The sequence below is a fragment of the Duffyella gerundensis genome (assembly GCF_001517405.1).
Lineage (GTDB): Bacteria > Pseudomonadota > Gammaproteobacteria > Enterobacterales > Enterobacteriaceae > Duffyella > Duffyella gerundensis.
Genome location: NZ_LN907827.1, coordinates 2,856,579 through 2,868,962, shown reverse-complemented (window position 1 = coordinate 2,868,962; position 12,384 = coordinate 2,856,579). Strand labels below are relative to the sequence as shown.

The window sequence follows — 12,384 nt, the reverse complement described above, 5'->3', positions numbered from 1 at the left end:
TCGGGTGATGTCACAGATATTTACTGAAGAATAGATACATAAAAAATGGATTGTTATATTGTAACGTTACTATGCATAAATACTTCTTTTGTCTGCTGGCACTGCTCTCACCTTCTGCGTGGTCGCATCCGCACAGCTTTATCTCGATAAAAACCAGTCTGGTGACCGAAGGCGATTCGCTCACCGGCTTAAAAATGATCTGGACCATGGATGAAATTACCTCTGCCGATCTGCTTTATGATGCCGGCAAGGCCAAACCCGGTTCCGAAGTGTGGAAAAAGCTGGCGGCTGAGGTAATGGCCAACGTGCTCGGTCAGCACTATTTCACCGAATTTTGGCAGCAAAAGCAGGCGGTTAAATTTAAAAATTTGCCGCCTGAATATCATCTTTCCCGCGCCGGACCGAAGGCGGTGTTGGAATTTGTCCTGCCGCTGGCGCATCCACAGCCGCTGCGTAAGGCGACCTATCGCATTCTGACCTTCGATCCCACCTACTTTGTCGATATGTTCTACGACAATGCTCAGGCGCTGACCCTGCCAGAATCGTTGAAAGCGCAGTGCCAGCTCAGCCTGCACACGCCAAAGCCGGATGCTTCGATGCAGGCTTATGCGTTGTCACTGGATAAAGCAGATGCACCCCCGCAGGAGATGGACTTAGGCCGACAGTTTGCGCAAACGGTAACCCTGACATGTCATTGATTTCTCATCCCGCACCGTCGCGTGTGCGCTGGCCGTGGCTGATGTTTGCCGCGGGTTTTATTGGCCTGGCGCTGCTCTGCTGGCACTACTGGCCACAGCTGCTGTTGCAAAGCGTAATCTGGCAAAAGCAGCTGCATCAGCAGATGACCACCTTGCTGCAACAGGCTGCGGCGCATCCCGCGCAGGCGGGCGGTGCGCTGCTTGGATTCAGTTTTATTTACGGCGTGCTACATGCAGCCGGGCCGGGGCACGGCAAAGTAGTGATTGCGACTTTTCTGGCAACCCATCCGACGCAGTTAAAAACCAGCATTCGGCTGACCTTGCTGGCTGCACTGATGCAGGGATTGATGGCGATTGCGCTGGTGACGTTGCTGTTAGTGGTGCTGCAACTGTCGTCGCGGCAGCTGCATCTCAGCAGTTACTGGCTGGAAAAAAGCAGCTTTTTACTCGTGGCGTTGCTGGGCGTCTGGCTCTGCTGGCGCAACGGCAAAACCCTGTGGCGTGCGTTAAAGCCACGGCCACGAATTTTGCAGCTGCATGCCATCGATCACGCTCATCATGCCAACTGTGGTTGCGGCCATCAGCACGTGCCCGACAGTCATAAACTGGCATCGGTGGTTGGCTGGAAAACCGAACTGCTGCTGGTGTTATCGATGGGATTCCGTCCCTGTTCCGGGGCGCTGATGATGTTACTGTTCGCTAAAGTGATGGGCGTCTATTACTGGGGGGTGTTGTCCGCGCTGGTGATGGCAGCAGGCACGGCGCTGACCGTCACGGCGATGGCGCTGCTGGTACAGAGCGCCCGCGCGCTGGCAGTGAAGATCAATCGTCAGCCTGCGCGACATGCCGGCATCGGCCTGCCGCTGCTCGCCCTGAGCGGTGGCCTGCTGTTGGTACTGGCGGGTTGCCTGCTCTGGTTCAGTGCAGAACCGGCGCTATCCGGAGGCCTGCGGCCGTTGTTTCAGCGATAAAAAAAACGGCGGTGCATTATGCTCCGCCTTTTTTATGATGCCAGAGATCTTAGCGCTTCAGCGCTTCACTCAGTTCATCGCGCATATTTGCCAGCAGCGCTTTTACGACGCGCGGGTTACCGGCAACGATGTTACCGGACGCAAGATAACCGTGGCCGCCGACAAAGTCAGTGACCAGACCGCCAGCTTCACGCACCAGCAGTTCACCTGCCGCAAAATCCCATGGCTTCAGGCCAATCTCAAAATAGCCATCAACGCGGCCAGCGGCAACGTAGGCTAAATCGAGTGCGGCAGAGCCGGTGCGACGGAAGTCAGCACATTGGGTAAATAGCTTGCCAACGATATTGATGAACGGCGTGGCGTGCTGTTTGCTCTTGAACGGGAAGCCGGTCGCCAGGATGGTGCCATCCAGATCGCGAGCGGTGCTGCCACGCAAACGGTAGCCGTTGAGCTGAGCGCCCTGGCCGCGTGAAGAGGTAAAGAGTTCATTGCGCATTGGGTCATAAACCACAGCGACTTCGGTGCGGCCTTTGATGCGCACAGCGATAGAAACAGAGAAGTGGGGCAGACGTTTGATGAAGTTAGTGGTGCCATCCAGTGGATCGATAACCCATTGAACATCCTGATCTTCGCCTGGCAACTCACCGCTTTCTTCGGTGATGATGGTGTGCTGCGGATAAGATTTACGAATCACCTCAATAATCAGGCGTTCAGCGTCGCGGTCAACATTGGTGACGAAGTCATTACTGCCTTTCTGGCTGGCTTCGACAGCGTCCGGAGTTTCGTAATTCTTGGCGATTAAATTGCCGGCCTTGCGCGCAGCGCGCACGGCGATGTTGAGCATCGGATGCATCGGTATCTCTCACTGGATGTTAAAGAACGGGAAAACGGCGCGAAGTATAGCAGCGAGTTCGGGCAAAGTCCTGCTTTTATGTTAGCATTGAGCAATTATATTCCTGACCGTGACTGCTATGCTGCAAAATATACGTATTGTACTGGTTGAAACTTCCCACACCGGCAACATGGGTTCCGTTGCCCGCGCAATGAAAACCATGGGGCTGACGAACCTTTATCTGGTTAATCCGCTGGTCAAGCCTGACTCACAGGCGATCTCTCTGGCGGCGGGCGCCAGTGATGTCATTGGCGATGCAAAAATTGTCGACACGCTGGATGAAGCGATCGCGGGCTGTAGCCTGGTGGTCGGCACCAGTGCGCGTTCGCGCTCGCTGCCGTGGCCAATGCTGGATGCCCGTGAATGCGGCGTGAAAAGCGTTGAAGAGGGCGAGCAGGCGCCGGTGGCGCTGGTATTTGGTCGCGAGCGCGTTGGCCTGACCAATGATGAACTGCAAAAGTGTCATTATCATGTCGCGATTCAGGCTAATCCGGAATACAGCTCGCTGAACCTGGCGATGGCCGTACAGATTATCGCCTACGAAGTGCGCATGGCGTGGCTGCAATCGCAGCAGCAGGAACGTCCGCAGTATGGCGAATCACCGTATCCGTTAGTGGACGATCTGGAGCGCTTCTATCAGCACATGGAAAAAATGATGCTGACCAGCGGTTTTATTCGCGAAGGCAATCCTGGACAGGTGATGAGCAAGCTGCGTCGTCTGTTTACGCGTGCGCGTCCTGAACGTGATGAACTGAATATTCTGCGCGGCATGCTGGCCTCATTTGAGAAAAAAACCGGCGACAAATAAGGCGAAAAAACGCGCATAATAGTTGACTGTTTTACCAGGTTAAATAGTTGAGTGTTTTACCAGGGTAAATAGTTGACCAAAACACTCGGGAATGTCAGACTTGCGACCATCTGTTAACTGTTACCCTTCTGATATCCGGAAGATGACTGAGGTTGCTAAGCCATGAGACTGACTTCCAAAGGCCGCTACGCTGTTACCGCTATGCTCGATGTTGCCCTGCATTCCAACGATGGCCCTGTGCCGTTAGCGGACATTTCAGAACGGCAGGGCATTTCGCTGTCGTATCTCGAGCAGCTGTTTTCGCGCCTGCGTAAAAACGGCCTGGTGGCCAGCGTACGGGGTCCGGGTGGCGGTTATCTGTTGGGCAAAGAAGCCGCAGCTATCTCAGTGGGTGAAGTGATTACCGCTGTCGATGAGTCGGTTGATGCCACCAAATGTCAGGGTAAAGAAGGATGTCAGGGCGGTGAGCGCTGCTTAACGCACGTCCTGTGGCGCGATTTGAGCGAACGCATCAGTGATTTCCTTAATAACATCAATCTCGCTGAGTTGGTGAATAACAAGGAGATCCTCGACGTTGCCGATCGTCAGGATCATGAAAACCGCCGCTTCCAGAACAGCCGTGTTCAGGAGACGATCAACGTCAACCTGCGCGCCTGATTCACCCTGACCCTCTTCCTCTCTGCCGTTTGCGCAGGGAGGAATAATATGAAGCACCTTATGCGTGCTTGACGGAGTTCAGGAGCAATGAAACTACCCATCTATTTCGATTATGCGGCGACTACGCCAGTCGATCCTCGTGTTGCTGAAAAAATGATGCAGTGCCTGACGCTTGACGGAACCTTTGGTAATCCCGCGTCTCGCTCGCATCGTTATGGCTGGCAGGCGGAAGAGGCGGTCGATGTCGCCCGCAATCAGGTGGCCGATCTTATCGGAGCAGACCCGCGCGAAATCGTGTTCACCTCAGGAGCGACCGAAGCCAATAATCTGGCGATCAAAGGCGCAGCTAGCTTTTATCAAAGCAAGGGCCGGCACATTATTACCAGCCTGACCGAGCATAAAGCGGTGCTGGATACCTGTGAACAGCTGGAGCGTGAAGGTTTCAGCGTAACCTGGCTGACGCCGCAGCCCAATGGGTTGATCGATCTGCAACAGTTGACCGCTGCCTTCCGCGACGACACGGTGCTGGTCTCGATCATGCACGTTAACAATGAAACCGGTGTGATTCAGGACATCGCCGCAATAGGCGAAATGTGTCGAGCGCGCGGCGTGCTTTATCATGTTGACGCCACGCAGAGCGTGGGAAAATTGCCGATCGACCTCACTGCGCTGCCGGTGGATTTGATGTCCTTTTCCGCTCACAAAGTCTACGGTCCGAAAGGTATTGGCGCGCTTTATGTGCGTCGCCAGCCGCGTATTCGCCTCGACGCCCAGATTCACGGCGGTGGCCATGAGCGCGGTATGCGTTCCGGCACGCTGCCGGTGCATCAGATCGTTGGCATGGGTGAAGCATATCGCATCGCCAGAGAGACAATGCCGGAAGAGATGGCACGGCTGCGTACACTGCGCGACAGGCTGTGGCAGGGGCTGAGCCAGCTGGAAGCGGTAACGCTTAATGGCGATCTGCAGCACAGCGCTGCCACGGTGCTTAACGTCAGTTTTGGTTATGTTGACGGTGAATCGCTGATCATGGCGCTGAAAGATCTGGCGGTGTCGTCTGGCTCAGCCTGCACCTCGGCCAGCCTTGAACCCTCTTATGTGCTGCGTGCGATGGGGCTGAATGAGGAGCTGGCGCACAGCTCAATCCGTTTTTCTCTGGGTCGTTACAGCAGTGAAGAAGAGATCGATTACGCGATTGCGCTGATTGCGAAATCACTGACGCGTCTGCGTGCGCACTCACCGCAGTGGCAGGCGTGGAAGGCAGGTGAGATCGTCACGCGCTAAGTCATTTTTCGGTGTGCTTAAAAGCCAGCGGTTCTTTACGGAACGCTGGCTTTTTTGATCGCCGTCAGGAAAACCAGAGGTTAATGGTTTGTGTTAATCTGGATAATTAGGCTGTGCAGGCGCAACATAGCGCAGTAAAAAATATCCATGCAACAAGGAGTCATGCGATGACAACAACAATGCCTGTAACGCTGTCAACAGCGGCGGCAGATGCACGCTGGGGCGAAAAAGCCATTCTCAGCAGTAACGATCAGGGAATGACCATCCATATTAGCGGTCACGATGCTGCGGCGACCATTCAGCGCGCCGCGCGCCGTCTTGATGGTCAGGGTATCCGCCATGTCACCCTGAGTGGCGATGAGTGGGATATGGAAAAATGCTGGTCATTCTGGCAGGGCTATCGCGGTGCGAAAGGGGAGCGTCAGGTTAACTGGCCCACCTTCAACGAGCAGGATCAGGCGGAGTTCAGCCGTCGGTTAACCATCATTGACTGGGTACGCAACACCATTAACCTGCCGGCAGAAGAGCTGGGGCCGGAGCAGCTGGCGCAGCGTGCGGTTGACGTAATCCGCGAACAGGGCGGCGATGCGGTAAGCTACCGGATTACCAAAGGCGACGATCTGCGTACGCAGGGCTATATGGGCCTGCACACCGTAGGCCGTGGATCTTCCCGCCAGCCGGTGCTGCTGGCGGTGGATTACAATCCAACTGGCAACGACGACGAACCGGTTTACGCCTGTCTGGTCGGCAAAGGCATCACCTTTGATACCGGCGGTTACAGCCTGAAGCAGAGCGCATTCATGGATTCCATGAAATCGGATATGGGCGGAGCAGCCACGGTCACCGGTGCACTGGCGCTGGCAATTTCGCGTGGTCTGGATAAGCGCGTGAAGCTCTATCTTTGCTGTGCGGACAACATGGTCAGCGGCAACGCCTTCAAGCTGGGCGACATTATTCGCTATCGCAACGGCAAAAGCGTCGAAGTGATGAACACCGATGCGGAAGGACGCCTGGTGCTGGCTGATGGCCTGATCGACGCCAGCGAACAGCATCCACAGCTGCTGATCGATGCGGCAACGTTAACCGGTGCGGCTAAAACGGCGCTGGGCAATGATTATCATGCACTGTTTACCTTCGACGACGTGCTGGCACAGTCGGTCATGGGCAGCGCGGCCAGTGAAAACGAGCCTTTCTGGCGTCTGCCGCTGGCAGAGTTTCATCGCAGCCATTTGCCTTCGAATTTTGCCGATCTGAACAACATCGCCAGCCCGGCGCATGCGGCAGGAGCGAGTAGCGCAGCAGCATTTCTCTCTTACTTTGTTGAGAATTATCAGCAGGGCTGGCTGCATATCGACTGCTCGGCAACCTACCGCAAAGGCGCGGTGGATCAGTGGGCAGCAGGCGCGACCGGACTTGGCGTGCGCACCATTGCTAACCTGCTGTTGAAGTAACTTTCAGGCGGCTGCGGCCGCTTCATTATTGGATATTACTATGACGCAAAGCACCAATCGTCTGGAAGAGGTCTTAGCGCTGGCAGCAACGGAGCCAGCTCATCGGCCAGAGTTTTTTCAGCTGCTGCTGGCGGCGGATGCCTGGCTGCCGGGTGAAAGTACCCAGGTAGAGATGAGCGCAGATACGCCGGTTGATCTGCAAAAGTGGGAAAAAGAAGATGGCTCGCTGGTAGTGCCCTTTTTTACCTCTGAGCAGGCGATGCAGCAGGCCATTAGCGGTGAGCAGGCCTGGGTAAGAATGCCGGTGCGCACGCTGTTTGAAATCACGCAGGGTGAAACGCTGTTTCTCAATCCGAAACTGCCTACCGGCAAAGAGTTTTCGCCACGGGAAATTACCCATCTGTTGGATAAAGAGGGCAGTGCGCTGAGTCAGCAGACGGTGCTGGAAGGGGGCGTTTCTCTGTTGCTGTCTGAGATTGCAGAGCCGCCGGCGCAGATGATTGACTCGCTGACCCAGTTGTTCAGCAAGCATAAACCGGTACGCCGCGCCTGGCTGGCGCAGATCAAAGAAGAGGCTAACCAGCCAGCGAACTTGCTGATCGGTATTGAAGCGGAAAGCGATATTGATAATATCATTCAGGCAGCAGGCAGTGTCGCAACCGATACGCTGCTGGAAGATGAACCGGTAGACATTTGTGAAGTGAAAGAGGGTGAGCGGGGCGTTAGCCACTTTTTTAACGCGCATATCACCCCTTTTTACGAGCGGCGCTGGGGCAGTTTCCTGCGTGATTTTAAAGGCAGTGAGCGTATTCTGTAAAAAAAGGGAAGCACTGCGCTTCCCTTTTTATCATCAATCGGTGGCGATCGGCAGATCGTCGCGGCTTCCCCATTCGCCCCATGAACCGTCATACAACGTGACATCTTTCACGCCCAGAGTTTGCAACGCGAGAATGACCACCACCGCGGTGACGCCGGATCCGCAGCTGGCGACTATCGGACGCGTCAAATCAACCCCAGCCTCGGCAAACAGGGCACGCAGCTCATGTTCTGCTTTCAGCTCGCCTTCACTCACCAGCGAATTCCACGGTACGTTAAGGCTGCCGGGAATGTGTCCGCGATGCAGTCCGGGCCGCGGTTCATCCACTTCGGCATGAAAGCGATTTGCGGCGCGGGCATCTACTAACTGTGCGCTACCTTCATGACTGATCAACAGCACGTCGGTGACACGCTTCACCGGATCCTGTAGCCAGCTGGCAGTAAATTCCGCTTCCGGCAAGGTCACTGGTCCACTAACCAACGGCAGACCCGCTTTTTTCCACGCCTGCAAACCACCCGCGAGGATAGAAACCTGCGCCACGCCAAAGCAGCGCAGCATCCACCAGGCGCGCGGTGCGGAAAAGAGGTTGCCTTCATCGTAGACCACTAAATGGCGGTCGCTGCTGATGCCGAGTTCACGCATGGCAACGGCAAAGCTCTCAGCGCGCGGCATCATGTGCGGATAGGGGCTGGTATGATCGGAAAGCGCTTCAACGTTGAAAAAGGGTGCATCTGGCAGATGCTCAGCCAGGTATTCAGCGTTCACGTCGCGCGTTTTTTCCAGCCCCGGCGGCAGCATGCGGGCGTCAAGGATCTGCACGTCGCCATTGTGTTGATGTTCTGCCAGCCAGTCAGCTGTTACGAAAAAAGAGGAACTCATTGCGGCCTCATTGTCAGTCGGGTGTGAAAAGAGTGTCGGCGATTCTACCGCGTTGCTCAACTGAAATTCGTGCGTGCCAACCAGCGAGGCGACCCAGGCTGAATAAGGCGGCTTTCAGATTTCGCCCCACTTCTGCCTGCGCAGCCCATGCTGTAGAGTTTGTCAGCCAGCATGGCGCTACGGTGATCGACTTTTTTGAATTAATTCAGGAATTACGGTAGGCATCTGCGGTTAACGCCCCTATAATCGGCGCCATTTTCGGCCGGACACGCCCTTTTAACCGGCTCAACCCGCAAGATCAGACAGAGGTCAACATGACTACAGAACGTACTTTTTCTATTATTAAGCCTAACGCGGTTGCTAAAAACGTTATCGGTGCCATTTTCAATCGTTTTGAAAGCGCTGGCTTCAAAATCGTTGGCAGCAAAATGCTGCACCTGAGCAAAGAGCAGGCGGAAGGTTTTTATGCGGAACATCAGGGCAAACCCTTCTTTGACGGTCTGGTTGAATTCATGACCTCAGGCCCGGTAGTGGTTTCTGTGCTGGAAGGCGAAAATGCCGTTCAGCGTCATCGCGATCTGATGGGCGCAACCAACCCAGCTAACGCGCTGGCAGGCACTCTGCGTGCTGATTACGCTGATAGCTTCACCGAAAACGCGACTCACGGTTCAGACTCTGCTGAGTCTGCAGCCCGCGAAATCGCCTATTTCTTCGGCGAAGGCGAAATCTGCCCACGTACCCGTTAATTCTGCGGATAACGTTAAGCGACGTTTACAAATTAATTAACGCTAAAGCGTCGGCTGACGTGGCATAGCAGTAAAGATGTTTGTACAATCATGCGCCTCCGGTGAGTATGCCTCGCCGGAGGCGCTTTTTTTCCTTTCACATACCGAGCCATAACGTGTAATAACGAGGCCAGAGAATATTATGTCTGAACACATTGTGACGCCTGCGTCCGCTTCCCCCGTGGTTGTTTCTCCTAAACGCGAAAAAATTAACCTGCTCGATTTAAACCGTCAGCAGATGCGCGAGTTTTTCCTTTCTCTGGGAGAGAAACCGTTCCGTGCCGATCAGGTGATGAAATGGATCTATCACTATTGCTGCGACGATATCGATCAGATGACCGATATCAACAAAGTGCTGCGCGGCAAACTGAAGGATCTCACCGAAATCCGTGCGCCTGAAGTGGCGGAAGAGTGGCGGTCGACGGATGGCACAATCAAATGGGCAATTCGCGTCGGCGATCAACTGGTTGAAACGGTGTATATCCCCGAAGCCGATCGCGCGACCCTGTGCGTTTCCTCACAGGTAGGTTGTGCGCTGGAGTGTAAGTTTTGCTCAACGGCGCAGCAGGGTTTTAACCGTAACCTGCGCGTATCCGAAATCATCGGCCAGGTGTGGCGTGCGGCAAAAATCATTGGTGCGGCAAAAATTACCGGCCAGCGTCCTATCACCAACGTGGTGATGATGGGCATGGGCGAACCGCTGCTTAACCTGAATAACGTTGTTCCAGCGATGGAAATCATGCTGGATGACTTTGGCTTTGGCCTGTCGAAACGTCGCGTTACCTTGTCAACGTCTGGTGTTGTGCCAGCGCTGGACAAGCTGGGCGATATGATCGATGTCGCGCTGGCGATCTCCCTGCATGCACCAAACGATGCCATTCGCGATGACATTGTGCCGATCAACAAAAAGTACAATATCGCCACTTTCCTTGCGGCGGTAGAGCGTTATATCGCTAAATCCAACGCCAATCAGGGGCGTGTGACCATCGAATACGTCATGCTGGATCATGTAAATGACAGCACTGATGATGCGCATCAGCTGGCGGAGCTGCTGAAAAACACACCGTGCAAAATCAACCTGATTCCATGGAACCCCTTCCCGGGCGCGCCTTATGGCCGTAGCTCGAACAGCCGTATCGATCGTTTTTCCAAAGTGCTGATGGATTACGGTTTCACTACTATCGTGCGTAAAACGCGTGGCGACGATATCGATGCTGCATGCGGTCAGTTAGCAGGCGAGGTGATCGATCGGACGAAACGCACCCTGCGTCGCAAGATGGCCGGTGAAGCGATATCTGTGAAGCCCCTCTGAAAAGCATTTTTTAAGCCGCCGATGCCCAGTGGTTTGCTATAGCTTTTATTGGACCGACGCTAGCATAACGCCTTCATGATCAGGGAGGCGTTATGCATAAAGGACGATTACTCTTTTTGTTGTGGCTATGCTTAGTTGTAAGCGGCTGTGTCCAGAATCAGCATCGGGATGCCGCACAGGCTCGGCTGCAACTGGGACTGGCGTGGCTGGAAATGGCTGATTATGCTGCTGCCGAACGCAACCTGTTGCGGGCACAGGCGGCATCACCGGCTGATTTCCGTGTCCAGTTGGCACTGGCCCGTTTACGGCAGGCGCAAGGCGACCTTGCACAGGCGCGTCATCATTATCAGCAGGCGCGTAACGTTGCGCCAAACGAAGGTTACGTGCTTAACAATTACGGTGCGTTTCTCTGCGGTTTAGGGCAGTATGATGAAGCGCATCAACAGTTTATTCGGGCACGGAAGCTGAATCAGCCAGGCATAAACGCTGACAGTCTGGCTTTGGCGGGTTTTTGCGATCTGCAAAGGGACAAGCTGGACCAGGCAAAACAGCAGTTAACCGCAGCGCTTGATGCCGACAGGCAAAAAAGCGTACCGATGCTGGCCGAAGCCGAAAGGCGATTTGGAAAGCGAGAGTGGGGTAAAACCCGGCTTTTGTTAGATATATATCAACGCAGCCTGCCTGCTTCTGCAGAAAGCCTGTGGTTAGAGATTCGTTTCGCCGCGCTGCATGGCGACACCCTTAACGTGACACGTTATGGTGACCAGCTGGCGCGAAATTTTCCACAATCGATACAGCACCAGCATTTTTTAGCTAATGAATACTGAAGCCACTCAAGAAAAATCAGCAGTAAATTCCACCGGTGAGCGCCTGCGCCTCGCCCGTGAACATATGGGCCTGAGCCAGCAGAATGTTGCTGAACGCCTTTGTCTGAAACTCACCACCGTGCGTGATATCGAGGAAGACAAATCTCCGCCCGATCTGGCCTCCACGTTTTTACGTGGCTACATCCGCTCTTATGCGCGTCTGGTTCATGTCCCAGAGGAAGAGCTTTTGCCAATGATGGCGAAGCAGACGCCAATTCGCGCTGCCAAAGTTGAGCCAATGCAGAGCTTTTCGCTGGGCAAAAGGCGGAAAAAACGCGACGGCTGGTTGATGATTTTCACCTGGCTGGTACTGTTTGTGGTGGTCGGACTGACCGGCGCCTGGTGGTGGCAGAATCACAAAGCCGCTCAGGACGATCTGGTCTCTTTGTCCGATCAAAACAGCGCATCAGGTGATAACAGTCAGTCAATTCCGCTGACCGATGAGAGCAGCAGTGAAGAGACACCGGCACCAACGCCACCTGATGAAAACAGCGAAGGTGCCGCGCAAACCGGCACCAATGCTGCGGCTGGCACGGCTACTGATGCGGCGACCAACGCTGCGCCAGCAACCAGCGTACCGTTGAACAACAGCAGCGCAACAGCGCCATCCAATCAGGCTGCGGTGAGTCCTTCCGCACCTGAAAATGGCGCACTGCCTACCAACACCGCTGGCGTAAGTTCGCCAGCGGTTGATCCCAATGCAATGGTGCTGAACTTTTCCGCCGACTGCTGGCTGGAAGTGACCGACTCTGCGGGTAAAAAACTGTTCAGCGGAATGCAACGTAGTGGTGGTAAACTCAGCCTTGCCGGCACCGCGCCTTACCGTGTAAAAATCGGCGCGCCGAGTGCCGTACAGATTCAATATCAGGGTCAACCCGTAGATTTGAGCCGTTTTATCCGTAATAACCAGGTTGCCCGCCTGACGATTGGCGCACAATAACGCCATCTCTGCGTCCCCGGGCAA

General features: G+C 54.7%; 13 protein-coding genes. 11 read left to right on the top strand and 2 right to left on the bottom strand.

What is annotated here, in order from left to right; translation table 11 throughout:
• Positions 1–71 precede the first annotated feature (71 nt).
• Together EM595_RS13245 and EM595_RS13240 are read left to right on the top strand one after the other, a co-directional pair.
• Positions 72–698, top strand: a complete 627-nt coding sequence (locus tag EM595_RS13245) for a DUF1007 family protein (protein ID WP_067432913.1) — start codon at positions 72–74, stop codon at positions 696–698.
• Positions 689–1,669, top strand: a complete 981-nt coding sequence (locus EM595_RS13240) for a nickel/cobalt transporter (RefSeq protein ID WP_067432910.1) — start codon at positions 689–691, stop codon at positions 1,667–1,669. The genes EM595_RS13245 and EM595_RS13240 overlap by 10 nt, the downstream gene beginning before the upstream one ends.
• Positions 1,670–1,718: 49 nt before the next feature.
• Here the strand turns inward: EM595_RS13240 and suhB are convergent, their stop codons facing one another.
• Positions 1,719–2,522, bottom strand: coding sequence for an inositol-1-monophosphatase (suhB, locus tag EM595_RS13235; protein ID WP_067432908.1), 804 nt, complete (start codon positions 2,520–2,522; stop codon positions 1,719–1,721).
• A gap of 118 nt (positions 2,523–2,640) precedes the next feature.
• Between suhB and trmJ the strand changes: the two genes are divergently transcribed.
• The 5 genes from trmJ (at position 2,641) to sseB (ending at position 7,578) form a co-directional block, all read left to right on the top strand.
• Positions 2,641–3,369, top strand: a complete 729-nt coding sequence (trmJ, locus tag EM595_RS13230) for a tRNA (cytosine(32)/uridine(32)-2'-O)-methyltransferase TrmJ (RefSeq protein ID WP_067432905.1) — start codon at positions 2,641–2,643, stop codon at positions 3,367–3,369.
• Positions 3,370–3,531: 162 nt separating this feature from the next.
• Positions 3,532–4,026, top strand: coding sequence for a Fe-S cluster assembly transcriptional regulator IscR (iscR, locus tag EM595_RS13225; RefSeq protein ID WP_067432902.1), 495 nt, complete (start codon positions 3,532–3,534; stop codon positions 4,024–4,026).
• Positions 4,027–4,113: 87 nt separating this feature from the next.
• On the top strand, positions 4,114–5,310 hold the full coding sequence (locus EM595_RS13220) for an IscS subfamily cysteine desulfurase (RefSeq protein WP_067432894.1): 1,197 nt from the start codon (positions 4,114–4,116) through the stop codon (positions 5,308–5,310).
• Positions 5,311–5,477: 167 nt separating this feature from the next.
• The gene (gene pepB / locus EM595_RS13215; RefSeq protein WP_067432890.1) at positions 5,478–6,761 is read left to right on the top strand and encodes an aminopeptidase PepB; all 1,284 of its coding nucleotides are present in this window, start codon (positions 5,478–5,480) and stop codon (positions 6,759–6,761) included.
• 40 nt (positions 6,762–6,801) lie between these two features.
• Positions 6,802–7,578, top strand: coding sequence for an enhanced serine sensitivity protein SseB (gene sseB, locus EM595_RS13210; RefSeq protein WP_067432887.1), 777 nt, complete (start codon positions 6,802–6,804; stop codon positions 7,576–7,578).
• Positions 7,579–7,611: 33 nt separating this feature from the next.
• Here sseB and sseA read toward each other — a convergent pair whose 3' ends face one another.
• The gene (sseA, locus tag EM595_RS13205; RefSeq protein ID WP_067432884.1) at positions 7,612–8,457 is read right to left on the bottom strand and encodes a 3-mercaptopyruvate sulfurtransferase; all 846 of its coding nucleotides are present in this window, start codon (positions 8,455–8,457) and stop codon (positions 7,612–7,614) included.
• Positions 8,458–8,771: 314 nt separating this feature from the next.
• On the opposite strand from sseA, the gene ndk reads away from it, so the two are divergent.
• The 4 genes from ndk (at position 8,772) to rodZ (ending at position 12,360) form a co-directional block, all read left to right on the top strand.
• Positions 8,772–9,203, top strand: a complete 432-nt coding sequence (ndk, locus tag EM595_RS13200; protein ID WP_067432881.1) for a nucleoside-diphosphate kinase — start codon at positions 8,772–8,774, stop codon at positions 9,201–9,203.
• A 181-nt stretch (positions 9,204–9,384) separates the two neighbouring features.
• Positions 9,385–10,554, top strand: coding sequence for a dual-specificity RNA methyltransferase RlmN (gene rlmN, locus EM595_RS13195; protein WP_067432878.1), 1,170 nt, complete (start codon positions 9,385–9,387; stop codon positions 10,552–10,554).
• Between the two features lie 92 nt (positions 10,555–10,646).
• The gene (pilW, locus tag EM595_RS13190; RefSeq protein WP_067432875.1) at positions 10,647–11,381 is read left to right on the top strand and encodes a type IV pilus biogenesis/stability protein PilW; all 735 of its coding nucleotides are present in this window, start codon (positions 10,647–10,649) and stop codon (positions 11,379–11,381) included.
• On the top strand, positions 11,371–12,360 hold the full coding sequence (gene rodZ, locus EM595_RS13185; protein WP_067432872.1) for a cytoskeleton protein RodZ: 990 nt from the start codon (positions 11,371–11,373) through the stop codon (positions 12,358–12,360). The genes pilW and rodZ overlap by 11 nt, the downstream gene beginning before the upstream one ends.
• Positions 12,361–12,384 lie beyond the last annotated feature (24 nt).